At 71.8% G+C, this 22,900-nt stretch carries 22 protein-coding genes; 8 read left to right on the top strand and 14 right to left on the bottom strand.

Features of this window, described 5'->3' with window-relative positions; genetic code table 11:
- The first annotated feature begins 139 nt into the window (after positions 1 to 139).
- Both OG303_RS08290 and OG303_RS08285 read left to right on the top strand, forming a co-directional pair.
- Positions 140 to 913, top strand: coding sequence for a GNAT family N-acetyltransferase (locus OG303_RS08290; RefSeq protein WP_405866334.1), 774 nt, complete (start codon positions 140 to 142; stop codon positions 911 to 913).
- Complete coding sequence (locus OG303_RS08285; protein ID WP_405866332.1) at positions 913 to 1,725, top strand: lysophospholipid acyltransferase family protein; 813 nt, start codon at positions 913 to 915, stop codon at positions 1,723 to 1,725. The genes OG303_RS08290 and OG303_RS08285 overlap by 1 nt, the downstream gene beginning before the upstream one ends.
- Here OG303_RS08285 and OG303_RS08280 read toward each other — a convergent pair.
- Positions 1,654 to 1,959 (bottom strand): MBL fold metallo-hydrolase, encoded by a 306-nt coding sequence (locus tag OG303_RS08280; RefSeq protein ID WP_405866330.1) that lies wholly within the window; start codon positions 1,957 to 1,959, stop codon positions 1,654 to 1,656. The two genes, OG303_RS08285 and OG303_RS08280, sit on opposite strands and share 72 nt — an antisense overlap.
- A 337-nt stretch (positions 1,960 to 2,296) precedes the next feature.
- Between OG303_RS08280 and OG303_RS08275 the strand changes: the two genes are divergently transcribed.
- Positions 2,297 to 3,472, top strand: coding sequence for an alanine--tRNA ligase-related protein (locus OG303_RS08275; protein ID WP_405866328.1), 1,176 nt, complete (start codon positions 2,297 to 2,299; stop codon positions 3,470 to 3,472).
- Here the strand turns inward: OG303_RS08275 and OG303_RS08270 are convergent, their stop codons facing one another.
- The 4 genes from OG303_RS08270 to OG303_RS08255 form a co-directional block, all read right to left on the bottom strand.
- Positions 3,473 to 3,619, bottom strand: coding sequence for a hypothetical protein (locus OG303_RS08270; protein WP_405866326.1), 147 nt, complete (start codon positions 3,617 to 3,619; stop codon positions 3,473 to 3,475).
- 13 nt (positions 3,620 to 3,632) lie between these two features.
- Positions 3,633 to 5,975 carry an ATP-binding cassette domain-containing protein gene (locus OG303_RS08265; protein ID WP_405866324.1) on the bottom strand — a complete coding sequence of 781 codons (2,343 nt, stop codon included), beginning with the start codon at positions 5,973 to 5,975 and terminating at the stop codon, positions 3,633 to 3,635.
- A gap of 187 nt (positions 5,976 to 6,162) precedes the next feature.
- Complete coding sequence (locus tag OG303_RS08260) at positions 6,163 to 7,818, bottom strand: serine/threonine-protein kinase (RefSeq protein WP_405866322.1); 1,656 nt, start codon at positions 7,816 to 7,818, stop codon at positions 6,163 to 6,165.
- A 200-nt stretch (positions 7,819 to 8,018) separates the two neighbouring features.
- On the bottom strand, positions 8,019 to 9,041 hold the full coding sequence (locus OG303_RS08255) for an NAD-dependent epimerase/dehydratase family protein (protein WP_405866320.1): 1,023 nt from the start codon (positions 9,039 to 9,041) through the stop codon (positions 8,019 to 8,021).
- A gap of 131 nt (positions 9,042 to 9,172) precedes the next feature.
- On the opposite strand from OG303_RS08255, the gene OG303_RS08250 reads away from it, so the two are divergent.
- Positions 9,173 to 9,745 (top strand): TetR/AcrR family transcriptional regulator, encoded by a 573-nt coding sequence (locus tag OG303_RS08250; protein WP_405866318.1) that lies wholly within the window; start codon positions 9,173 to 9,175, stop codon positions 9,743 to 9,745.
- Positions 9,746 to 9,784: 39 nt separating this feature from the next.
- On the opposite strand, the gene OG303_RS08245 is transcribed toward OG303_RS08250, so the two are convergent.
- The gene (locus OG303_RS08245; protein WP_405866316.1) at positions 9,785 to 10,381 is read right to left on the bottom strand and encodes an NADPH-dependent FMN reductase; all 597 of its coding nucleotides are present in this window, start codon (positions 10,379 to 10,381) and stop codon (positions 9,785 to 9,787) included.
- Between the two features lie 113 nt (positions 10,382 to 10,494).
- Between OG303_RS08245 and OG303_RS08240 the strand changes: the two genes are divergently transcribed.
- Both OG303_RS08240 and OG303_RS08235 read left to right on the top strand, forming a co-directional pair.
- The gene (locus OG303_RS08240) at positions 10,495 to 11,331 is read left to right on the top strand and encodes a helix-turn-helix domain-containing protein (protein WP_405866314.1); all 837 of its coding nucleotides are present in this window, start codon (positions 10,495 to 10,497) and stop codon (positions 11,329 to 11,331) included.
- Between the two features lie 131 nt (positions 11,332 to 11,462).
- Positions 11,463 to 12,488, top strand: coding sequence for an alcohol dehydrogenase (locus tag OG303_RS08235; RefSeq protein ID WP_405866312.1), 1,026 nt, complete (start codon positions 11,463 to 11,465; stop codon positions 12,486 to 12,488).
- Between the two features lie 24 nt (positions 12,489 to 12,512).
- On the opposite strand, the gene OG303_RS08230 is transcribed toward OG303_RS08235, so the two are convergent.
- The 6 genes from OG303_RS08230 to OG303_RS08205 form a co-directional block, all read right to left on the bottom strand.
- Positions 12,513 to 13,523, bottom strand: a complete 1,011-nt coding sequence (locus OG303_RS08230) for an LLM class flavin-dependent oxidoreductase (protein ID WP_405866310.1) — start codon at positions 13,521 to 13,523, stop codon at positions 12,513 to 12,515.
- A 58-nt stretch (positions 13,524 to 13,581) separates the two neighbouring features.
- Positions 13,582 to 14,967, bottom strand: a complete 1,386-nt coding sequence (locus OG303_RS08225; protein WP_405866308.1) for an FAD-binding oxidoreductase — start codon at positions 14,965 to 14,967, stop codon at positions 13,582 to 13,584.
- A gap of 126 nt (positions 14,968 to 15,093) precedes the next feature.
- A complete protein-coding gene (locus OG303_RS08220) occupies positions 15,094 to 16,764 on the bottom strand; it encodes a LuxR C-terminal-related transcriptional regulator (protein ID WP_405866306.1) in 1,671 nt (556 codons plus the stop codon).
- A gap of 90 nt (positions 16,765 to 16,854) precedes the next feature.
- The gene (gene rpmF, locus OG303_RS08215; protein WP_405866304.1) at positions 16,855 to 17,025 is read right to left on the bottom strand and encodes a 50S ribosomal protein L32; all 171 of its coding nucleotides are present in this window, start codon (positions 17,023 to 17,025) and stop codon (positions 16,855 to 16,857) included.
- 69 nt (positions 17,026 to 17,094) lie between these two features.
- Positions 17,095 to 17,517: a (2Fe-2S) ferredoxin domain-containing protein gene (locus OG303_RS08210; protein WP_405866302.1), complete on the bottom strand. Its 423-nt coding sequence runs from the start codon at positions 17,515 to 17,517 to the stop codon at positions 17,095 to 17,097.
- Positions 17,518 to 17,569: 52 nt separating this feature from the next.
- Positions 17,570 to 18,778, bottom strand: coding sequence for a right-handed parallel beta-helix repeat-containing protein (locus OG303_RS08205; RefSeq protein ID WP_405866300.1), 1,209 nt, complete (start codon positions 18,776 to 18,778; stop codon positions 17,570 to 17,572).
- Between the two features lie 336 nt (positions 18,779 to 19,114).
- Between OG303_RS08205 and OG303_RS08200 the strand changes: the two genes are divergently transcribed.
- Positions 19,115 to 19,948 carry an alpha/beta fold hydrolase gene (locus OG303_RS08200; RefSeq protein WP_405877131.1) on the top strand — a complete coding sequence of 278 codons (834 nt, stop codon included), beginning with the start codon at positions 19,115 to 19,117 and terminating at the stop codon, positions 19,946 to 19,948.
- A 22-nt stretch (positions 19,949 to 19,970) separates the two neighbouring features.
- A complete protein-coding gene (locus OG303_RS08195; protein ID WP_405866298.1) occupies positions 19,971 to 20,462 on the top strand; it encodes a hypothetical protein in 492 nt (163 codons plus the stop codon).
- An 18-nt stretch (positions 20,463 to 20,480) separates the two neighbouring features.
- On the opposite strand, the gene OG303_RS08190 is transcribed toward OG303_RS08195, so the two are convergent.
- Positions 20,481 to 20,696 (bottom strand): dodecin, encoded by a 216-nt coding sequence (locus tag OG303_RS08190; protein ID WP_405866296.1) that lies wholly within the window; start codon positions 20,694 to 20,696, stop codon positions 20,481 to 20,483.
- Between the two features lie 38 nt (positions 20,697 to 20,734).
- Positions 20,735 to 22,852 carry a nitrate- and nitrite sensing domain-containing protein gene (locus OG303_RS08185; RefSeq protein WP_405866294.1) on the bottom strand — a complete coding sequence of 706 codons (2,118 nt, stop codon included), beginning with the start codon at positions 22,850 to 22,852 and terminating at the stop codon, positions 20,735 to 20,737.
- Between the last annotated feature and the right edge of the window lie 48 nt (positions 22,853 to 22,900).

Raw genomic sequence — 22,900 nt, 5'->3', positions numbered from 1 at the left:
CAGGCACCCCTGGCATTCAACAACCCCACATCGTCTCTCCCTTCGCGGGTCACGCCACGGACAACCGGCGTCGGCACAACAGGAACGGCGGCATCGCTCGCCGCTGAGCCGCCCCCCGGCCCGTGACCAGGAGAGAGCCATGACCGGCGTTTCCACGCTCGACCGCCCCCCGCAGCCCGCGGCCCCCACCCGCTACACCGTCTCCCTCGCCCGCGACGAGGCCGACGTGCGTGCCGCGCAGCGGCTGCGGCACGACGTCTTCGCCGGAGAGATGGGCGCCCGGCTGGCCACCGCCCAGCCGGGCCACGACATCGACGCCTTCGACGCGTACTGCGACCACCTACTGGTGCGCGAGGAGGTGACCGGACAGGTCGTCGGCACCTACCGGCTGCTGCCGCCGGAGCGCGCCGCGGTCGCCGGACGGCTGTACTCCGAGGGCGAGTTCGACCTGACCGCGCTCGACGCGATCCGGCCCGGCCTCGTCGAGGTCGGCCGCTCCTGCGTCCACCCCGACCACCGCGACGGCGCCGTCATCGGACTCATCTGGGCCGGGATCGCCCGCTACATGGTGGACCGCGGCCACGAGTGGCTGGCCGGCTGCTGCTCCATCCCGCTCGCCGACGGCGGGGCGCTCGCCTCCGCGACCTGGGAGCGGGTGCGGGGCAAGTACCTGGCCCCGGAGGAGTACCGCGTACGGCCGCTGCTGCCCTGGGTCCCGGACACCGCCGCCCCGGCGAGCGCGCACGCCGAACTGCCCGCCCTGCTGCGCGGCTACCTCCGCCTCGGCGCCTGGGTGTGCGCGCAGCCCGCGCACGACCCGGACTTCGGGGTCGCCGACCTGTACGTGCTGCTGTCGATGCGCCGGGTCAACTCACGCTATCTGCGGCACTTCCTCTCCCTCGTACCGGCCTGATGAGCGTCTGGCTGCCCACCGCGCCCTGCACCCCGGGGGCGTGCATCGAGCCGACGGGGTCCGCCACGGCCGTACCGCGTGCCGTGCTGCGGATGGCGGCGGTCACGGCCCTGGTGCTGGCCGGGGTCGTGCTGACGCCGATCGGCGGGCTGATCCCCGCCGAGTTGGTGAAGCGGTGGTGCCGGTGGGTCGTACGGGCCGCAGGGGTCCAGGTCCGTTTCACCGGCACCGCCGCCGCCCCCACCGGGGGCCTGCTCCTGGTCGCCAACCACATCTCCTGGCTCGACATCCCGCTGCTCGCCGCCGTCCGCCCGGCCCGCATGCTCGCCAAGGCCGAGATCCGGCGCTGGCCCGTGGCGGGGCCGCTGGTCGCCCGTGGCGGCGTCCTGTTCATCGACCGCGACCGGCTGCGGGCCCTCCCGGAGACGGTCGCCCGGATCGCGGACGTACTGCGCGGCGGGGGAGCGGTCGCGGTCTTCCCCGAGGGCAGCACCTGGTGCGGACGCGCGCAGGGCTTCTTCCGCCGGGCCGTCTTCCAGGCCGCCCTCGACGCGGGCGTTGCCGTGCAGCCGGTGCGTCTGCGGTACCGGATCGTCGGGGGTACGGCCAGCACGGCGCCCGCCTTCATCGGCGACGACTCGCTGCTGGCATCGGTGTGGCGGGTGGTGTCGGCGCGGGGGCTGGTGGCCGAGGTCGACGTACGGGACGCCATCGCGCCGGGCAGCCACGGCGACCGGCGCTCACTCGCCCGTGCGGCCCAGCCGGGGGAGACGCTCCAACCGGGCTGGATCCACACGGCGTTGGTGGCCTAGGTCTCCTGGTCGGGCACGGAGCAGAGGGTCGAAGCCGGCGCAGTGGTCGGGGTGTCCGTGGCTGATCGGCACGGCGCCGACCGCGGTGACGGTGGCGTGCCGCAGCAGGCGGGGCAGCGTGGCGTAGTCGGGATCGACCAGCAGGCGGAATCCGTCGTACTCGACGAGGTGGCCGCTGCACGCCCGGACCGCCGTGGGCCACGCGCCGCAGCCGCCGAGAACCGTCAGTCGCATGGCACGAGACCCTGACGCCGGTCCCCGGGCGCGAGCAGTGGATTTCGAGCGGGCAAGGCGTGTCCGAGCAGGCAGGGGGCTGCTCCAGCGGGGAGAAAACCCGGCGACGGGTCGGCCGTCCCCTGTTAGCGTTGCTGCCATGAACGTCAGGACCTGTTGCAGCCACACCGCAGCCGCGCGAGCGACCAACTCGCTGGCTGCCGACGCCTGACCTCACCACCTCTTCTCCCCGGCGGCCGGAAACGGATCGCCGGGACGTGGGCTCCACCCCTCTTCGCAGGCTCGCAGGCTGCTCCCGCGGTTCTTTCCGGTCCCCATGACCCGAAGGAACACCGCCATGAACACCGACCGGACCGTACGGACGTTCACCGACTTCTACCGCGAGCGCGGGCACCGGCTCATCACCGGAAGCACCCTCCTGCCGCCGCCCTCGGACCCCGTGCTGTTCACCACCTCCGGCATGCACCCCCTCACGCCGTACCTTCAAGGCCGCCCGCATCCCCAAGGACGACGCCTGATCAACCTCCAGCGCTGCCTGCGCACCACCGACCTCGACGAGATCGGCGACCTCACCCACCTGACGGTCTTCGAGATGCTCGGCTCGTGGTCCCTGGGCGACTACAGCCATTCGCAGAGCCTGCGTTGGGGATACGAGCTGCTGCGCGACGGATTCGGCATCCCGCAGGATCGGCTGTACGTCACGGTCTTCGGCGGAGACGACCAGGTCGGCCCCGACACCGAATCCCTGCGCACCTGGCAGGAGTTGGGGCTGCCCGTGGAGCCGACCGACGACGAGAACTGGTGGTCCAACGGGCCCGTCGGCCCCTGCGGCCCCGATTCGGAGATCTTCGTCTGGACCGGAGACCCCGGCACCCCACCCCAGGGCACTCCCACCACCGACCCGCGGTGGGTGGAGATCTGGAACCACGTGAACATGCGCTACCGCCGCAAGGAGGACGGCAGTCTCGAACCCCTGCCCCAGCCCGGCATCGACACCGGCATGGGGCTGGAACGGCTGATGACGGTCCTGCAGGGACACCGTTCGGTCTACGAGACGGATCTGTTCGAACCGTGGATGCGGCTTCTTCCGCCGCTGTGGGACCTGGACGAGCCGTCGACGCGACTCGTCTGCGACCACCTGCGCTCGGGCATCGTGGTACTCGGCGACGGCGTACGCCCGTCCAACACCGGCCGCGGCCATGTACTGCGTCGCCTGATCCGGCGCGTCCTCACCACGCTGCGGCGCGACGATCCCTCACGCACTCTGACCGACCTGCCCGTGGAACTCGTCGGCCACACGCTGGACCACTTCCACCAGTCCTGCGGAACCGGCACCGTCCGCGAGTTCCTCCTGGACGAGGAGCAGCGCTTCACCAATCTCCTCGAACGAGGGCAACGGGTGCTCTCCCGGCGGGAGTTCGAGGGCCCGCTGAGCGAGGAGGACTACCAGTACCTCCACGACACCCACGGCCTGCCCCGCGACCTCGTCGCCGGTCTGCTCACCACCGACTGATCACTGCGGAGCGCCGCCGAATCCGAACTCGTTGCCGTCCGGATCGTGGTAGGTGACCTTGCGCACGCCGTTCGCGTAGGTCTCGCTGCTCGTGGGCTCCAGGCCCCGGTCGGCGATCCCGGCGACGCGTGCGTCGAGGTCGTCCACGAACGCGGTGCGCTCACGCCGTACGTCGAGGCAGCACCCGCTCCAAATACGGCGCCGTAGCGCTCCCGTCCACCCCCGCCACCTCCATCGGTGTCCCCGCCGCGACGATCCGCCCGCCCGCGTCTCCGCCGCCCGGGCCCAGGTCGATCACCCAGTCCGCGCCGGCCACCACCGACATGTCGTGCTCGACGACGATCACGGTGTGGCCGGCGTCGACGAGGCCGTGCAGTTGGCGCATCAGGACCTCGACGTCGGCCGGGTGCAGGCCAGTGGTCGGCTCGTCGAGGAGGTACAGGGTGTGGCCCCGGCGGCCGCGCTGCAACTCGCTGGCCAGCTTGATGCGTTGGGCCTCGCCGCCGGACAGCTCCGTGGCGGGCTGGCCCAGGCGGAGGTACCCGAGGCCCACGTCGAGCAGGGTGGTGAGGCTGCGGGCCACCGCCGGGGTGTCCGCGAAGAACTCCGCCGCACTCTCCACCGTCAGGTCCAGCACCTGTGCGATGTTCCGTTCCCGGTACGTCACTTGGAGCGTCTCGGGGTTGTAGCGGGCCCCGCCGCAGTCCGGGCACGGTGCGTACGTGCTCGGCAGGAACAGCAGCTCGACGCTGACGAACCCCTCGCCCTGACAGGTCTCGCAGCGCCCGCCCGCCACGTTGAAGGAGAAGCGGCCGACGCCGTAACTCCGGGCGCGCGCCTGGTCGGTGGCCGCGAACACCTTGCGTACGACGTCGAAGAGGCCCGTGTACGTCGCCAGGTTGGAGCGCGGGGTGCGGCCGATGGGCTTCTGGTCGACTGAAACGAGGCGTTCGACGCCCGCCGACTCGTCGGTGATCTCACCGATCAGGGTGGACTTCCCCGAACCCGACACCCCGGTGACCGCCGTGAACACGCCGAGCGGGAACTCGGCCGTCACCCCGCGCAGGTTGTGCCGGGTGACCGGCCCGACCTTCAACTGACTGCGGGAGGTGCGTACTTGGCGTACGACGGCGGGGGAGCGGTCGAACAGGAAGCGGGCCGTCGCGGACTCGGCGACCGAGGCCAGTTCCGGCACCGGGCCGCTGTGCAGCACCTCTCCGCCGTGCTCGCCCGCGCGCGGGCCCACGTCCACCAGCCAGTCGGCGCCGCGGACGACGTCGAGGTGGTGCTCGACCACGAACACCGAGTTCCCCGCCGACTTGAGCCGCTCCAGGACCGTGAGCAGGGCCACCGTGTCCGCCGGGTGCAGTCCCGCGGACGGTTCGTCGAGGACGTAGACGACACCGAACAGTCCGGAGCGCAGCTGCGTCGCGAGGCGCAGTCGCTGCAGTTCGCCCGCCGAGAGGGTGGGGGTCGAGCGGTCCAGGCTGAGGTAGCCGAGGCCGAGTTCGAGGATCGGTGCGATACGGGACTCGAGGTCCTCGGTGAGGACGCGGGCGGCCTCGGAGGTGGCGTCCAGGGCGGAGGCGAGCTCCGTGATCGGCAGCGCGGCCAGCTCGGCGATCGTGCGGCCCGCGATGGTCACCGCCAACGCCTCCGGACGCAGCTTGCTGCCACCGCACGCCGGGCAGGGGGTGCTGGTCAGGAAGCGCTCCGCCTTGGCGCGCAGCGTCGGGCTCTTGGAGTCCGAGAAGGTCTTCATGACATAGCGGTGGGCGCTCATGTACGTGCCCTGGTAGGGGCGTTGGATGCGGTTCGCGTCCCGCACGGGGTGGACGGTGACGACCGGCTGCTCGTCCGTGAAGAGGATCCACTCCCGCTGATCGGCGGGGAGTTCGCGCCAGGGGCGGTCCACGTCGTACCCGAGTGTGTCGAGGATGTCGCGGAGGTTCTTGCCCTGCCAGGCGCCCGGCCACGCGGCGATCGCACCGTCGTGGATCGACAGGGACGCGTCGGGGACCAGCAACTCCTCGGCCGTACGGTGGACTTGGCCCAGGCCGTGACACGCGGGGCAGGCCCCGGCAGCCGTGTTGGGGGAGAACGCGTCCGAGTCGAGGTGCTCGGCGCCGGGTGGGTAGTCGCCGGCGCGGGAGAACAGCATCCGCAGGGAGTTCGAGAGGTTGGTGACGGTGCCGACGGAGGAGCGGGACGTCGGTGCCGAGCGGCGCTGCTGGAGGGAGACCGCGGGCGGCAGTCCGGTGATCTCGCCGACCTTCGGCGCGCCGACCTGGTGGATCAGACGGCGCGCGTACGGAGCGACCGACTCGAAGTAGCGGCGCTGGGCCTCTGCGTAGATGGTGCCGAAGGCGAGTGAGGACTTACCGGACCCGGACACGCCTGTGAACACGGTCAACACGTCCCGCGGGATGTCGACGTCCACGCCCTTGAGGTTGTGCTCACGGGCGCCGCGGACGCGGACATAGGGGTCGTGGGCGTCGTGCATGAAGGGAAACTCCGTATGGATCTGCGGCCGGGGACGGGACTGAGAGGGGACGGGACGAAGACGGGAACGGGGCGTGGACGGGGACAAACCCCGCGATCCTATGCGAGCGGGGTGCTTCACGCGCGTTGGCCTCCGCGGGTGCGGGGCCGTGCTGCGATGTGTCTAGGCCGCCGCCAGATCGTCGTGTCTAGGCCGCCCGCCAGATCGTCATGTCCGCGGTGAGGAAGCTGATCCCGGGGGTGTCCCACAGCGCGGTCGACTTCACCTGGACCACGAGCAGCGCGATGTCTCCGTTGCGGTGCTTGACGCAGATCTCGGTGCCGCTCGCCGCCGCGGCCAGCGGGAGGCGGTGACTCTTCGCGCCGCCGAGCATGAGACGGCACAGATCGAGGGTGGCTCCCGGCTTGCCGAACAGCTGGAGGATCACGCTGGTGTCGCTCTCCAGCGCGCAGCCGATCGACTTGCAGTCGAAGCGGATGTCGCCCTTGCGGTCCTTGCGCTGGATCGGCTCCTTGAAGCTCAGCGAGGTCTTCTCGTCCAGCGACTGCTGGGGGTATGCCTCGGCCTGCGGCGTCGAGGGCGCGGTCGAGGACGGGCCCGACGTCCCGGCTGCCCCGTCACCGGCGCCGGTCCCCGAGACCGGTGCGGACGCCGACGAGGACGTCGACGATCGTGGGGAGGTCGCCGGACCCGGCGTCGAGGACGAGGCCGTGTCCCGGTGGCGGAGCCGGTCCACCGCGTTCCAGACCGTCCAGGTCAGGCCTGCCAGCAGCAGCGCGCCCGCCGCCACGCAGGCGGTCGTGATCAGCGCGATGCGTCTTCGGCGGGCCCGCAGCTCGCCCGGCTCCGTCGGCCGCAGCTGCAACTGCGGCTGCGCGAGCAACGGCTGTGTGATCAGCGGCAGCGTGTGCGCGGGAGCTGGGGCAGGGGCGGGGGCACGGACCGGGGCCGGAACCGTCACCTCCGGCCCCGTGACCTCCCGCCAGACGGTCGGTCCGGCGCCCGCCTCGGGGTCCTGGCCCAGCTCCTGTCGGCACCATTCGACGACCTCCGCCGGGGTGGCCCGCTCCTCCGGGTCGGCCGCCAGGCACCGGGCGATCAGCGGACGCAGTTGCTCGGGCAGCAGGGACAGGTCGGGTTCCGAGTGCACGATCCGGTACAGCACGCCGGCCGAGGGGCCGTCTCCGTACAGCGGTTCGCCCAGTGCCGCGAACGCCGCCGTCTGCCCGAGCGCGAAGACGTCGGTCGCCGCCGTGACCTCACCCGCGGTCGCCTGCTCGGGAGCCATGAACTGGGGCGTGCCGACGGTGAGTCCGGTGGCGGTGTTCCAGGTGGCGTCGGAGGCCAGCGAGATGCCGAAGTCGATCACCCGCGGTCCGTCGGCGGCCAGCAGCACGTTCGACGGCTTCAGGTCCCGGTGCACGATTCCCCCGCCGTGGATGGCCTGCAGCGCCTCGGCCACCCCCGCCATCAGCCACAGCACCGCTGGAACCGGCAGTGGTCCGCGCCGGGCGACGGCCTCGGCGAGGGAGGGTCCGGGCACGTACAGCGTGGCCAGCCAGGGCGGTACGCCGTCCGCGTCGGCGTCGATCAGTTCGGCGGTGTACGCGCCCCGGACCTGACGGGCCGCCTTGATCTCCCGGCCGAACCGCCGCCGGAAGGCCGGGTCGTCGGCCAGCTCCGGCCGCACCACCTTGATCGCCACCGGTCGGCCGCCCTGTGTGTGCGACAGGTAGACCCGTCCCATGCCACCCGCGCCGAGCCGGGCGGCCAGGCGGTAACCGGCCACTACCGACGGATCGTCCGCCTGCAATGGCTGGAACACCTCAGTCGCATGATTCATCGCCCCTCGTCCCCCCAGATCCCCTGGCCACTCCATGAGTTGACCAACGGCAGCAGCCTAAAGGTTGTGCTGTGACCGCTGGTCGGAGCCGGGGCGAAAGGGGACGGGGTTCCGGGAGGGGCGGCGTGGGACGGTCCGGTCGTCCGGACGAATTCCATCCCCTGGACCGCCGGACCGCCGGACCGCCCGACCGCCGGCCCCTAGACCGCGCCGTGCGCGACGAGGCTCTCGGCGCAGTCGAGCACCGTCTGCCGGGCGGGGCGCGGCCGCCAGCCCAGGACGCTGCGCGCCTTCTCGGTGCTGTGCCGGTTGCGGCGGCCGAGCGCGGGGGTGATCTCCCGCAGGTACGGGTCCCGGAAGCGGGCCACCAGCCGGACGAGGAGGTCCGGTACCTGGCGGGTGGACACCCGGCGGCCGTGCTCGCCCAGGCCGTCGCGGAGGATGCGGGCCATGTCCGCCATCCACATGAACTCGCCGGTGGCGAGGAAGCGTTGACCCGCGGCCGCCGGTGACGTCATCGCCCGGATGTGGACATCGACGAGGTCACGGACGTCGACGACCTCCAGGCCGATCCGGGGGATGCCGCGCATCTCGCCCGCGACCATGCGGCCGACGATGCCGACGGACCCGATGTTGTCCGTCGTCAGGATCGGGCCGAAGACGGCCCCCGGGAGCACGGTGGCCAGCTCGGTCGGACCGTCGTACGCCTCCATGAAGTCCCAGGCCGCGCGCTCTGCGAGGGTCTTGGAACGGCGGTAGGGGATCAGGGTCGGGTCCTCCGGATCGGTCCACAGCGTCTCGTCGGTGACACCTTCGGTGGCGTACGACGAGGGGCTCGCCGCGTTTGCCGCCGAGGTCATCACGACGCGCCGCACGCCGGCCGCGGTGGCCGCGCGCAGGACCCGCAGCGCGCCGTCGCGGGCGGGAGCGATCAGGGCGTCGGGATCGTCCGAGGCGGCGCCGCCGAGTGGGGAGGCGACGTGCAGGACGTGGTCGACGCCCTTGAGCGCCTCGTCCCAACCCTCGTCGGCCGTGAGGTCGGCGACGGCGAAACCGAGCCGCCCGGCGGGATCGACGACGCTCGACACCGCGTCGGTGACGGACTGCTCGCGACCGGCGGAGCGCACCGTCGTCCGCACGTCGTAGCCCCGCCGCAGCAGCTCGGCGATGCACCAGCCGGCGATGTAACCGCTGCCCCCGGTGACCAGAACCAGCTCGGGCATGACTGTCCTCCACGGAGTGGGGTGGGTGTGCCAGAATGAACCGGAGGGCCCTCCGTTACGTCTCCCAACGTACCGGAGGCCCCTCCGGTTGGCAATCGACGCCGACCCCGACCGATGGGACGACCGACCCCGTGAATCCGCCACCCTCCGCGAAGCCGACCCGGAAAGACGCGCTCAGCAACCGGGAGCGGATCCTGACCGTCGCCCGTGACGCGCTCGCCGAGTCCAGCTCCGCCTCCCTCACCGCGATCGCCAAGCAGGCCGGTGTCGGCATCGGAACGCTCTACCGCCACTTCCCCACGCGGGAGGCGCTCGTCCTGGAGCTCTACCGCCACGACATCCAGCACCTGATCGACCGGGCGCCCGAGCTGCTGCGGCAGCATCCGCCCCTGGAGGCGCTCCGGCACTGGTTCGACGAGGTCGCCCACTACGGACGGCTCAAGTACGGCGTCGCCGAGGTGATCCACGCCGCGACCAACGGCGGCCTCGACGACGAGTACTACGCCCCCTTCGTCGGCGCCATCGCCGTCCTCCTCGACGCGGGCGCCGCCGACGGCTCCCTCAAGCCCGGGCTCGACCCGGAGGACGTTCTGCTCCAGCTCAGCGTGCTGTGGCGGATCGACCCGGCGCGAGGGGGAGAGGAGCGGGCGGAACGCATCCTCGCCCTCATCGTCGACGGCCTCAGAGCCGCGCCGGGAGCCTGATCGCGCAGGGTGCCGCAGCGCGCGGGATGCCGTCCAGGCTCACGCCGGGTAGGGGGCGGCGTTGCGTGCCGACCGAAGTGCCGCCGCCCACCAGGCCAGTTGGTCGAGCACCGTCTTGGCGTACCCGGGGGCCTCGGCGTCGAGGGGACGACCGTCCTGCCACGCGGTGAAGTAGTTCGGGAAGGCGAGACCGTCGCGGATCGTCACCGCGTGCAACTCGGTCAGCACGTTCTCCAGGTGCAGCACCGCGTGCCGCCCGCCCGCCGCACCGCCGTAGCTGACGAAGGCGACCGGCTTGGCCGTCCACTGGGTGTAGTGCCAGTCGATGGCTGCCTTCAGCGACGCGGGATAGCTGTGGTTGTACTCCGGCGTGACCACGAGGAACGCGTCGGCGCCCTCGAGTGCCGACGTCAGGGCCGCCATTCCGGTCGGACGGGGGTAACCGTCGCCGGCGTACTTCGGCGAGGCGGCAGGCAGCGCCAACGGGATGTCGATCTCGGCCAGATCGACGACCTCCACCTCGAAACCCCCGTGGACAGCGGCCTGTTCGGCGACCCACGAGGCCACGACCGGGCCGAACCGTCCGTCCCGGACGCTTCCGACGATGATCACCAGCTTGTGCGTGTTCTTCTCCATGCCCCTCACGATCGGGCCGCACCGCGACGCCAACCAGACCGTGCTCAGGCTGGCCCCCGCAGGGCCACTCTGAGCACTGCGCGATCAGCGGTCGGTGCTCGTATGCTCCCCACATGGGTACGCCGTTGGGGGACTTCATCCGGACCAAGCGGGACAGCATCCAGCCGGAATCGCTGGGCCTGCCCGATCGCGGCCGCCGCCGGTCACCGGGGCTGCGGCGCCTGGATCTCGCCACGCGGGCCGGTGTCAGCGTCGAATACCTGACCCGCATCGAACAGGGCCGTGACCGCAATCCGTCGGTGACGGTGGTGAACGCGCTCGCCGACGCGCTCAGCCTCGACCCGTCGGAGCGCAACCACCTGCGCTACCTCGCGAAGATCAGCGGCGGCGAGTGCATCGCCCACACCCAGCCCGCTCCACCACGCCGCGAGGTCCGGCCCTCGGTCCTGGAGACACTCCGCCTCCTGGAACCGGGCATCGCCATGGTGACCAACAAGCTCGGCGACGTCCTCGCGCACACCAGCGGCTACGCGTCGGTGATGAGCGGGACCGGGCTGCTCGACGCGGAGGCCCCGAACCTCACCCGCCACGTCTTCACCGACCCCCGCGCCCGGACGTTCTTCGCCGACTGGGACGACATCGCGGACCAGCAGGTCTTCGACCTGTGGCTCGCACCGTCCATCGAGGTCTCCGAGTGGTTCACCGCGGAGCTCACCCCCGTCGCCGGCCCGGAGTTCACGCGCCGGCTGAACCGTCACGTGGTTCCGCGACGGGGAACCCTCCGCCTCAACCACCCGTCCGGGTGCGCACTTCAGCTGCACCGCGAGACGCTCGAACTCGCCTCGGACGCCCAGCAGTTGGTCGTCCTCCTGCCCGCGGACGAGCAGACCGCCCAGGCGGTCGACCAACTCCGCCGCCGACCCCACAGCCGGCTCCGGGCCATCTCGTAACCCACCCCGACCCTCTCCATACCTCTGCTCCTCCGTTCCTTCATTCCTCCATTCCGCGCGCGGGATCGGCCTCGGGCTGGTGTGCTGGTTCCGGGGGTTTCCTCCCCTTCCCGTCCATCCCGGAGGGACAGATGGATAGCTATCGAGTCGCGCAGGTGGCCGAGGCCGGCGGGCCGTTCCGGATCGTCGAGCGCGAGGTGCCCCAGCCGGGCCCCGGTCATGTACGCGTGGCGGTGGAGGCCTGCGGGGTCTGCCACAGCGACGTGCTCTTCGTGAACGCCGGCGTGCCGGGCGTGAGCTTCCCGGTGGTCCCCGGGCACGAGGTCGCCGGACGGATCGACGCGCTCGGAGACGGAGCCCAGGAACGGGGCTGGCAGTTGGGCGACCGGGTGACGGTCGGCTGGTTCGGGGGCAGCTGCGGCCACTGCACACCGTGCAGGCAGGGCGACTTCATCGTCTGCGAGAGCCTCAAGGTGCCCGGGTGGGCGTACGACGGCGGCTTCGCCGAGATGCTGGTCGCGCCGGCCGACGCCCTCGCGCGGATCCCCGAAGCCCTGTCCGCGAACGACGCGGGGCCCATGGCGTGCGCGGGCGTGACCACCTACAACGGGCTGCGGCGCAGCTCCGCCCGGCCGGGAGACCTGGTCGCCGTGCTCGGGCTGGGCGGTCTCGGCCACCTGGGAGTGCAGTACGCGGTCGCCATGGGCTTCGAGACGGTGGCGATCGCCCGCGGGGCCGAGAAGGCCGACTTCGCGAAGCAGCTCGGCGCTCACCACTACGTCGACAGCACGGCCCCCACCCCCGTCGCGGAGGCGCTGCGGTCCCTCGGCGGTGCCAGGGTCGTGTTGGCCACCGCCGGCAACTCCGCGGCGATCACGGCGACCGTGGACGGGCTGAGGCCCCGCGGTGAACTCGTGGTCATCGGGGCGGATACCGAGCCCCTGGGGATCAGTCCGGGCCAGCTGCTCATGAGCGGCAGGATCATCCGCGGCCATCCGTCCGGCACCGCGCAGGACGTGCAGGACACCATGGCCTTCAGTGCCCTGCACGGCATCCGCCCGATGGTCGAGACCCTGCCGCTGGACCAGGCCGGCGAGGCGTACGGGAAGATGCTGGCCGGCACCGCCCGCTTCCGGATGGTGATCACCACCGGCTGAGACCCCGGCCCCGCCGTCCGCCGGTCAGCCCGTGGGGCCGGCGGAGGCGAGGCGGGCGAGGCGCCGGTACGAGTCCACCAGCGCCGCCCGGTCGTACGTGCTCGTGGTGACCAGCACCTCCTGCGCCCCCGTCTCCTTGAGCACCGTCTCCAGTTCGTGGGCGACCTGCTCCTCGGTGCCGGCGATGTGCCCCGCGAGCCCTGCCTCGTAGAGGCCGCGCTCCTTCTCGCTCATCGCAAGCCCTTCGACGCGCTCGGCGGGCGGCAGCGGCGGGAAGGTGCCGTGGGTGCGGGAGTACGCCATCGACCAGGCCTCCGGTATCAGCAGCCGGCGGGCCTGTTCGGGTGTGGCGGCCACGGCGATCGTGCCGGAGATGACGACATACGGCTCCGGTGCCCAGAGTGACGGCTGGAAGTGGGTGCGGTAGTGGTCGATGCCGCGCTGCATCTTCTCCCGGTTGCGGAGGTCGCCGATGACCATGGGCAGGCCCGCGCGGGCGGCGACGGCGGCGCCCTCGCCCATCGCCAGCACGAAGGCCGGCACCGTCAGGCCCTCCGCGGGGCGCGCGTGCACTCCCGTCGGAGACGTCCCGCGGAACCAGCCGAGCAACTCCTCCAGCTGCGCCCCGAAGTCCTCGGCGTCGTCCTTGTCCCGGCCCAGTGCCCTGCGCACCCCGTCCGTGAAGCCGACCGATCGCCCCAGCCCCATGTCGATCCGCCCAGGGAAGAGGGACTCCAGCACCCCGAACTGCTCGGCCACGACCAGCGGTTGGTGATTGGGCAGCATCACACCGCCCGTGCCGACCCGGATCGTGCGCGTCGCGCTCGCGACGGCGGCGGCCAGCACGGTCGGCGCGGACCCGGCGACCCCGGGCACCCCATGGTGTTCCGACACCCAGAACCGCCGGTAGCCGAGCCCCTCCAGCTCCCGCGCCAGCCCTACGGTGTCGCGCAGCGCCTCGGCGTTCGTGTGCCCCTCGCGGGTGCGGGAGCGGTCGAGGACGGAGAAGCGGGTCTGGGCGATCAGGGAGCTCATGGATGGTTCAACACCCACGAGCCCCCAGGATTCCTCAAGGCGTTCGGCGGAGCGCTTCTCAGGGCGCGATGTTGTGGTTCAGGTGGAACAGGTTGCCCGGGTCGTAGCGCCGCTTCAGCTCCGTCAGCCGGGCGAGGTTGCCGCGGTAGTTGGCCTGGACGCGGTCCTGGTCGTCGCTGTCCATGAAGTTGACGTAGGCGCCTTCCATGGCGTGCGGTGCAAGCGCCTGTTGGAAGGCGCGCACCCAGCTCTTGTGGGCCTCGCAGTCCTCGCGGGTGGTGAGGGTCGGGCTGAGCGCGACGGAGAAGTCGGCGTCCCGGTAGGAGAAGGCGGTGTCCTGCGGGCCGACCCGGTGGCAGGCGCCGTCGATGGGGAAGACGACCGTCACGCTCTGGATCGACGGGGTCGTGGCGCCGTACTCGACCAACGCGTCGACCGCACCGTCCGGCAGGCCCTGGGTGAAGGCGCCCTTCCAGTAGTGGAAGAGGCCGGCGGGCACGAGGTCGTCGAAGAGGGTGTTGATCGCCGGGTACGGCATGCGCTCCACCATCCGGCCCAGCACCGGTCCGAGGCCGGCCACACGGTCACGGATGCGGTCGTCCTCGTCCTCGGGACCGGTCCAGCAGGTGACCACGCCGCACAGCGGCCGCCCGTGCCAGCGTTCCGGCAGGAACGGCAACGGCGGTCCCAGGCCGACGACGAGCAGCGCGCCGAGCCGCTCGTCACCCTCCGCGATCAGCTCCCGGTAGCCGCGCATCACGTCGGCGTCGAGCGGGAAGAACGTCGGCCCGCCCAGGACGTCGGCGACGGGGTGCAGCCGGTAGGCGAAGGACGTGACGACGCCGAAGTTCCCGCCGCCTCCGCGCACCGCCCACAGCAGGTCGCTGTTCTGCTCGTCCGTGCAGGTCAGGAAGGATCCGTCGGCGGTGACCAGGTCCGCCGAGGCGAGGTTGTCGCAGACCAGGCCGCAGCGCCGGGCCAGATGGCCCATGCCGCCGCCCGTCGTCAGACCGCCCACGCCGGTGGTCGAGACGATCCCGCCGGTGGTGGCCAGGCCGAAGGCGTGCGTGGCGTGGTTGACGTCCGCCCAGGTGCAGCCGCCCTCGACCCACGCCGTGCGGGTGTCGGGGTCGATCCGGACCCCACGCATCCGGCCGAGGTCCAGGACGACGCCGTCGTCGCAGGTCCCGTGGCCGGGGACGCTGTGGCTGCCGCCGCGTACCGCGAGCGTCAGGCCCTGTTCGCGGGCGAAGTCCACCGTGGCGATGACGTCGCCCGAGTCGACCGCCCTGACGACGAGTGCCGGCCGTTTGTCGTGCATCGCGTTGTAGACCTTGCGCGCGTCGTCGTAGTCCGGATCGCCCGGTTCGACGATCTCGCCGCGCACGGATCCGCGCAGCCGCTCCAGCAGCCTGCCGTCGAGGGCCGGTGGGGAGGTGGTCATGGCCACCACCTGCTTTCCGCTCCTGAGTCGGGAAGGGTCACTCCTCAGTCTTATGCGGGGAGCCGGGGAGCGCTCATCGCCACAACGGCCCATCCCCGGCGGACCGGGCATGGGCAGAACGGCCCATCACGCCAGACCGTGCGTGTACGCGTACGCCGTCGCCGCGGCCCGCGAGGACACGTCCAGCTTGGCGAAGATGTTGTTGAGGTGCCGGGCGACCGTGTGCTCGCTGATCACCAGTTCCGCGGCGACAGCCCGGTTCGTCCGGCCCGCTGCGACCAGCCTCAGCACCTGGATCTCGCGCTCGGTGAGCCCGCCCGGCTGCTGCCCGCGCACATCGGCGAGCAGGGCCGCGGCCCGGCGTGCGTCCGGTACGGCGCCCAGCTCCTGGAAGGTCTGCCGCGCGGCCCGCAGTTCCATCCGCGCGCCCTCGTCGTCGCCGGCCGCCCGGTGGGCGGCGGCCAGCGTCATGCGCACCTGGGCCGCCTCGTACGGCACGGTCAGCTCCAGCCAGAGCGCGCAGGCACGGTGCAGCAGCGGCAGCGCCCGGTCGAGGTCACCCGTCGCGAAGGCCACCGCGCCGCCCGCCGACGCGGCGCTCGCGTGCAGCGGGGTCGCCTCCGAACCGCACCGCTCCCGCCAGTCCTCGGCCGTCCGGTCCAGCTCCCCGGCCGCCGTGCGCGCCTCGTCCAGCCGGCCCAGCGCGAGGGAGACCTCCACCTGGGCCGCGAGCAGCCGGCACCGTTCGAGACCGCCGGGCCCGTCACCCGCCAGAGCCGGCCGCAGGGCCGCGGCCGAGGCCTCGGCCTTCCCCTGGGCCAGCCGGAGCAGGGCGAGACCGGGCTGCGGATCGCGGCCGAGCTCGTGTGCGCGCTCGTACGACTGCTCCGCCGCGGCCAGTTCGCCGCGCCGCCGCCGGATCTCACCCGTCACGTAGAACGCCTCGGCGGCCATCCGCCGCTCGTACGGCAGCAGTTCCTCGCAGGTCCGCACGGCCTCGGCCGCCGCCCGGGTCCAACTGCCCCGCAGCTCCAGCACCTCCACCCGGTGCACCCGGCACAGCCCCCGGAAGTTGTTCTCCGCCGGCATCGAGGCGCACCACCGCATCGCCGCCTCGGTCCATTCGGCGGCGCGGGCGAGGTCGGCGCAGGCCATGCACTGCTGCAGGCCCAGGCAGTAGACCCACCCGGTGAAGAAGGCGCTGAGTTCGCCCGCCGTGGCCGAGCACATCGCGTCGTCGAGCAGATCGAGCCCGTCGGCCACCCGTCCCCGCGCCACCAGAACACCCGCCTGCGCCTGCACGCTCATGGCGTGCAGGTCCGGGCTGTCGCAGCGCCGCGCGATCTCGGCCATGCGCCGGGCCGAGGCCATCGCCTCGTCGAACGCGCCGCGCCGCTGCGCCGCTTCCGTGTCCATCCAGGCGAGATAGCACTGCTCGACGCACTCGGGCTCGTCGCGCAGATGGTGCCGGGCCCGGCGCAGCCAGCCGGCGGCCACGGCCGTATGTCCGGCGAGCTGGTGCTCGTAGAAGAGCATCCAGGCGCTGTACGCGGCCCGCCGGGCGTCGGCTGCCGCCGAGTACCCGGAGTAGGCACTCGTCCGCTGGACGATCGACTCCTCGACGCGGCTGGTCCACCAGGCGGCGTCGGCGAACGCGGCGTGGTCGTCGGGGGTGAACCGGCCCGGATCCAGCCGGTGCAGGAGGCCGTACGCCTCGGCCCAGGACTCCCGGGCCACGGCGTCCCGCGCCTGCCGCAGTGTGTCGGCGGCCGCCTTGCCGGTACTCCGCTCAGTCACACGCGGCTCCCTTCACGCCCGCCGCGAGCCGGACCGTCCCCTTTTCGTCAGGATAGTCAGGCAACGGGCATCGGGGACTCGACGGCGTGCTCAGTCCTGGGGGTGCAGCAGTCCGCGCTCGTACGCCTTGACCAGGTGCTGCGGCACGAGGTGGGCGACGCCGTCGATGGTGATGGGCACGAGCTGCGGGGTGGTCGCCTTCCACTGGGCGCGGCGGTGGCGGGTGTTGCTGCGGGACATCTTCCGCTTGGGGACAGCCATGGGAAACCTCCTCGGTGGGCAAGCACCGAGGACGCTACATGAAAATGGATCCCATTAACAATGAGAAGCTCATCGGCGGGAGCGCGTGCGTTCCCCGCGCGGCGGCCGGATGAACTGCAGCTCCAGCGTGACGGGCGGCTCGGCGATGCCCGGTCCGCCCGCCGCCGCCCAGCTCGCGACCTCCTCGGTGCAGTCGTCGTCCATGGCGAAGCCGATCCAGGTGGCCCGCCCGCCGGCCCGGCGCCCCGCGGCCGACGGCTGGACGACGATGACGTTCGCCTGGTCGCAGGGGCCCAGGCAGTCCGTCGTACGGACCTGGAAGCCGAACTCGGCCGCCGCCGCGCGCAGTCGGTCCAGCTGCCAGGCGTGGTCGGTGCCGGGGTGCTTGCGCGGGTCGCCGCAGCAGCAGCCCCGGCACACGACGAGCGTGCAGGGGCGCTGCTGGGCCGCGCCGATCAGGGTCGTACGAGGGGCGGGGAACGGGGATGGCATGGGGCAAGCATGATCCATCGGCCCTGCGTCGCACGTCATCGGGTGGGTTCGCTCAGAACCGGGCCCCGATGTCCGCCCCGTTGCGGGGGACCAGGAACGAGGGTGCCGAGGGCAGCGAGCCGTCGGCCGTACGCGGGCCCGTGAGCGGGCCCGGGTCCGTGCTCAGCACCGAGGACGCGTTCCAAGTGCCGCCCAGATCCCAGGAGTTGCCGGTGGAGACGGTCGACGGGCCGAGGGCCGCGGCGCGTTTGTCGGCGACGGAGAGGTCGGCGGTGAGGGTGGCGGTCCCGCCCGAGGCGTCGGCGTCGAAGCCGGTGCCCGCGTTGGCGTGGGCGGTGTCACGGGTCAGGGTGAGGGCGCCCGCGTTCCCGTTGTCGGTGAAGCCGTGCGCCGCGTTCCCGAAGGCGACGCTGCCCCGGACGGTGTGCGCCACCGCCGGGGCCGGGGTGCCGCCGCCGAGTTTGAAGCCGTTGCCGTCGCCCGCGAAGTCCGGGAAGTTCCAGCGGTCGAAACCGTTGCCGTACGCCACCGTGTTCTCGATCAGGATCGGCGAGCCGAACTTCCAGGCGTCGAAGCCGTCGTCGACGTTGTTCCACAGGCGTGCGCCGCGCACGACGTTGCCCGTGCCGCTGCCCTCCTTGACGGCGAGGCCGTCGGCGCTCTCGCCGTTCTTGCGGGGGTCGCGGTTGGCGTAACTGTCCAGGTTCAGGATCTGGTTGTTGCCGGAAGCGCCCTGGAGCTGGAAGCCGGACTCGTAGTTGTCGTGCGTGGACAGGTGGGAGAAGACGTTGCCGTTGCAGCCGTCGCAGTACACGCCGTAGGGGCCGTTGACGATCTCCAGGCCGGAGATGCGCCAGTACGAGGCCTCCTGGTGGATCGCCCCGCGCTCGGCCCGCGGGATGCTGCCGCCGACCGGGGTGTGGCTCGCGGGCAGTTGCTCGCCGTCGACCACGACGCGCTCGCCCTGGTACGCGCTCAGTGTGATGGGCTGGGACGCCGTGCCCGACGTGGCGATGGTGATGTTGTCGGTCAGGGCGTATGTGCCGCCGCGTACGGCGATGACATCGCCGGGGGCCGCCAGGTCCACCGCTTTCTGGATGGTGCGGAGGGGCCGCGCGAGCGTGCCGGGAGCGGAGTCGTCCCCGTTCGGGGCCACGACCAGGGTCTTCGCGGCGCCCGCCGCTTCACCGGCCGTCCCGAGAACCGTCATCAGTGCCGCGCTCACGACTGCCGCTGTCCAGATCGCCGCGTTCCTGCGCATGGGGCCTCCTGCCTCCGCCTGCGTGCTGTGTCGCTCGGCAGTGGTCGCCGATGGCGTGAAGGTTGCCCGTGGAAGGCTGCCCGTTCGCTAGTGCCGTGGCAGGCAGTGTTTGCCCGAGAAGGAGCGGCGTCTGGTGCGTGCTATCGGCGTGCCGGGCGGAAGACCCCGTCGATGGACCGGACGTACTTGGGCTTTCGCCCGGTGCGGCGAGTGGGGGCACCTCCCACGCCCTTCAGGCAGTGGGGGAGCGTGCCAGGCGTCGCGACGGGGCAAACATTGCCTGCCACGGCACTAGCTTGTGCCCGTCACGGCCGTTCTGCGCAGAGGAGCAACATGGTGAGCGAATGGCCGCTGGGCAGGACGTTCCGCAGCACGTCCGGTGACGTCCGCTGGGACAGCCTCGGAGAACCCGGCCGGGATCCGGTCGTCCTCCTCCACGGCACGCCCTTCTCCTCGTACGTCTGGCGCGCCGTCGCCCGCTCCCTCTCCCGCCGGTACCAGGTGTTCGTATGGGACATGCCCGGCTACGGCGCCTCGCAGATGTTCGCCGGCCAGGACGTCTCCCTGGCGACCCAGGGCAGGGTCTTCACCGAACTCCTGGCGCACTGGGGCCTCGCGGAACCACTGGTGGTGGCCCACGACTTCGGCGGCGCGGTCGCCTTGCGGGCGCATCTGCTGCACCGGGCCCGCTACCGTGCGCTCGCTCTGGTCGACCCGGTCGCGCTGGCTCCCTGGGGTTCCCCGTTCTTCCGGCTCGTCGGCGAGCACTCCACCGTCTTCGAGCAACTGCCACCCGCCCTGCACCGCGCTCTGGTGCGCGAGTACGTCGGCTCGGCCAGCAGCCCCGGCCTGCACCCCGCCGTCCTGGACCGGCTCGTCCAGCCCTGGCTCGGCGACCTCGGCCAGGCGGCCTTCTACCGGCAGATCGCCCAGGCCGACCAGCGCTACACCGACGAAGTACAGGACCGCTACGGCGAGATCGGCATCCCCACCCTGGTGTGCTGGGGCCAGGAGGACACCTGGATCCCCCCGGCGAAGGGGCACCAACTCGTCGCCCGTATCCCTGGTGCGCGCCTCGAACCCATCGCCCGCGCGGGCCATCTCGTCCAGGAGGACGCTCCCGCCGAACTCACCGCCGCCCTCATCGCCTTCCTCCAGCACCCCCACTGACGCCCCTGTTTAGGGTGGGCGCGTGACCGAAAGCAGCAAACGCCCGCTCGCCGTGTTCGACCTGGACAACACGCTCGCCGACACGGCCCACCGGCAGCGGTTCCTGGAGCGCAAGCCGCGCGACTGGGACGCGTTCTTCGCCGCCGCGCCGGACGACCCGCCGATTCCGGAGGGCATCGCGCTGGTGCTCGAGAGCGCCAAGGAGTGCGAGGTCGTGTATCTCACCGGCCGCCCCGAGCGCTGTCGGCGCGACACGCTCGACTGGCTCGCCGCACAGGGTCTGCCCGACGGGCGGGTCCACATGCGGCGCAACGACGACCGCAGGCCCGCCCGCCGCACCAAGCTGGAGACCCTGCGCCGTCTCGCGCGCACCCGGGACATCCGCGTGCTCGTGGACGACGACGAGCTGGTGTGCGAGGACGCCGAACGGGCCGGCTTCACCGTCGTACGGGCGCGCTGGACGGCCCCGTCCGCGCAGCTCGAGGTGGCGCAGGAGCAGGAGGGACGTACCTGACGTCCGGTCCGCGGACCGTCAGTCGGACTCGTCCAGCCGGAAGCCCACCTTCAGGCCGACCTGCCAGTGGGCGACCTGCCCCTCCTCGATCTGGCCCCTGACCTGGGTCACCTCGAACCAGTCCAGGTTGCGCAGGGTCTGCGAGGCCCGGGCGATGCCGTTGCGGATGGCGTGGTCGACGCCCTCGGGCGAGGTGCCCACGATCTCGGTGACCCGGTAGGTGTGGTTCGACATGCGGGTGCTCCTCTCCGCCGTGACACCTGCGTCACGCGTCACTCCACCGTGCCCCAAGGTGCGGCGGAGCGCGAGTGCGTGGGAGCGCGCCGTGCGGGCGGTGTGTCCGCCCCCCGGTCGTGCCACCCTTCACGGTTGCTGAACGGGTCCTGGGCATCGTGGAAGGCAGGCGGCGCCGGGGTTCCGGCGGTGGTCTCGTCATCGGCCGTTCGATAGGTGATCGTGTCCGGCAGCATGACGAGCGACGTCGTGCCGGACTCTTCGCCGGACGGGCGCAGCTGGACGCGGATGCCGTGCCGGCCGGCCAGCCTGCCGACCACGAACAACCCCATGTGCTGGGAGATGTCGGCGTCCACCGTCGGCGGATTGGCCAGCTTGTGGTTGATCGGCGCGAAGTCCTCCGCCGGGAGGCCGATGCCCTTGTCGTGGATTTCGAGCATGATGCGGCCGTCGGCCAGGTGGGTGGCGGTCACGCGGACCTCCGAGTGCGGGGAGGAGAACTCGGTGGCGTTCTCCAGCAGCTCGGCGAGCAGGTGCACGAGATCGGTCACGGCCCGGCCGTGGATCTCGGCCTCCGGTATGCCGGAGAAGGCGACGCGTTCGTACTGCTCCACCTCGGAGGCGGCCGCACGGATGACGTCGACCAGCGGCGTCGGCCGGTCCCACTGGTGGGCGGGCTTCTCCCCACCGAGCACGAGGAGGTTCTCACCGTTGCGGCGGACCCGGGTGGCGAGGTGGTCGAGCCGGAACAGGTTCTCCAGCTGGTCCGGATCGGTCTCGGCGCCCTCCAGGTCGGTGATCAGGGCCAGTTGACGCTCGATCAGCGACTGGTTGCGGCGCGACAGGTTGGTGAAGATCGTGTTGATGTTGCCGCGCAGCAGGGCCTGCTCGGCGGCGAGCCGGACGGCCTCGCGGTGGACGTTGTCGAAGGCGCGGGCCACCTCACCGATCTCGTCCGTGCTGGTGATCGGGATGGGAGCGACCCGGGGGGCGGTCTGACCGGGCATGGCCCGCGACATCCGGGTGATCAGCGCCGGCAGCTGCTGCCCGGCGATCTCGATGGCGGCGGCACTCAGACGGCGCATACGGATGGTCATCGAGCGTGCCACCCAGGCGGCGAGGAGGAAGGCCATGAGTACGGACGACAGGACGAGGACCGCGTTGGTGATGGCGTCACGGCGAGCGTCGTCGGCGATGTCGTGGGCGCTCGCGAGGGCCGTGTCGGTGAGGTTGACCTCGATGCTGCGGTAGGCGTCGAAGCCGAGCGTGGACGCGGCGAAGAACGACTCGGGTGTGATGCCCTTGGCGGCGAGCTGCGCGGTCGTCTTCCCGGTGGAGATCTCGCTGATCATCTTGTCCATGGCGGGTGGGGCGGTGTAGCTCCGCCCGGCCGCCTTCGCGTCCGCCGCCGCCTCGTCGCGCTGCTGTTCGCCCCGCTTGTCCGCGGCCGCCAGCGCCTTCCGCAGCCTCGCCATGTCGTCGGCGGTGCCGGCACCCGCGTACTCCTGGAGCGCGACCTGCTCGAGATAGGCGTACGAGCGGAAGGAGGTGAGCTGGGTCGCCAGCTCGCCCGAGGCGAGGTTGCCGCGGTCTTCCGCCAGCAGGTGGGTGCCGATGGAGCGGATCAGGGACTTGGCCGCCTGGGTCAGGGAGATGGCGTAGAGCGTCCGGCCGAAACTCGCCTGGTTGTTGCTGCCGAAGCCCAGCTCGTTCGACATCACCATCAGAGGGTGCTGGACGAGGTGGTAGCTCTCTTCGGTCTGCACACCGGACAGCCGGGAGGTGAAGGCGTTCCTTCGCACCGTCGGTAACTGCTGCTCACCGGTGCGCACCAGCTCGACCCGCCGGAGGAGGCCCGCGTTCTTCGGCATGTGCGCGACCGCCGTGTCGAATGCCCTGGCGTCCTCGTCGGTGACACCGCGGGCCTGCACGACCGCTTTGGCGGTCCTGTCGCCCTTCAGGAGCGGGATGACCGACACGTCGCGTTCGTTGATCGCGTCGCTCGCGTACTTGTTCGCCGCCTGGACCAGCTCGGCGACGCGGACCGCGTCGTCGGCGGCCTGCCAGGTGTCCACAGAGCTCTTCACCCGCACGCCTCCGAGGACGAGGGCGACGAGTACCGGGATCGACAGGACGGCCCTCAGACGTCTGGCCACGGGCCAGTTGCCGGTCAGGGAACGCCGCTGCTGGTCTTCGGATGTCTG

The organism is Streptomyces sp. NBC_00005, assembly GCF_045160215.1.
Classification (GTDB): domain Bacteria; phylum Actinomycetota; class Actinomycetes; order Streptomycetales; family Streptomycetaceae; genus Streptomyces.
The sequence above is the reverse complement of the archived record's forward strand: the minus strand, read 5'-3'. Positions and strand labels throughout refer to the sequence as shown.

Coding starts and splice junctions, on each gene's coding strand:
- OG303_RS08260 (WP_405866322.1), bottom strand. CDS start 7,818: ATGAATCATGCGACTGAGGTGTTCCAGCCATTGCAGGCGGACGATCCG.
- OG303_RS08240 (WP_405866314.1), top strand. CDS start 10,495: ATGGGTACGCCGTTGGGGGACTTCATCCGGACCAAGCGGGACAGCATC.
- OG303_RS08210 (WP_405866302.1), bottom strand. CDS start 17,517: ATGCCATCCCCGTTCCCCGCCCCTCGTACGACCCTGATCGGCGCGGCC.
- OG303_RS08290 (WP_405866334.1), top strand. CDS start 140: ATGACCGGCGTTTCCACGCTCGACCGCCCCCCGCAGCCCGCGGCCCCC.
- OG303_RS08275 (WP_405866328.1), top strand. CDS start 2,297: ATGAACACCGACCGGACCGTACGGACGTTCACCGACTTCTACCGCGAG.
- OG303_RS08265 (WP_405866324.1), bottom strand. CDS start 5,975: ATGCACGACGCCCACGACCCCTATGTCCGCGTCCGCGGCGCCCGTGAG.
- OG303_RS08285 (WP_405866332.1), top strand. CDS start 913: ATGAGCGTCTGGCTGCCCACCGCGCCCTGCACCCCGGGGGCGTGCATC.
- rpmF (WP_405866304.1), bottom strand. CDS start 17,025: ATGGCTGTCCCCAAGCGGAAGATGTCCCGCAGCAACACCCGCCACCGC.
- OG303_RS08245 (WP_405866316.1), bottom strand. CDS start 10,381: ATGGAGAAGAACACGCACAAGCTGGTGATCATCGTCGGAAGCGTCCGG.
- OG303_RS08255 (WP_405866320.1), bottom strand. CDS start 9,041: ATGCCCGAGCTGGTTCTGGTCACCGGGGGCAGCGGTTACATCGCCGGC.
- OG303_RS08205 (WP_405866300.1), bottom strand. CDS start 18,778: ATGCGCAGGAACGCGGCGATCTGGACAGCGGCAGTCGTGAGCGCGGCA.
- OG303_RS08225 (WP_405866308.1), bottom strand. CDS start 14,967: ATGACCACCTCCCCACCGGCCCTCGACGGCAGGCTGCTGGAGCGGCTG.
- OG303_RS08280 (WP_405866330.1), bottom strand. CDS start 1,959: ATGCGACTGACGGTTCTCGGCGGCTGCGGCGCGTGGCCCACGGCGGTC.
- OG303_RS08235 (WP_405866312.1), top strand. CDS start 11,463: ATGGATAGCTATCGAGTCGCGCAGGTGGCCGAGGCCGGCGGGCCGTTC.
- OG303_RS08230 (WP_405866310.1), bottom strand. CDS start 13,523: ATGAGCTCCCTGATCGCCCAGACCCGCTTCTCCGTCCTCGACCGCTCC.
- OG303_RS08190 (WP_405866296.1), bottom strand. CDS start 20,696: ATGTCGAACCACACCTACCGGGTCACCGAGATCGTGGGCACCTCGCCC.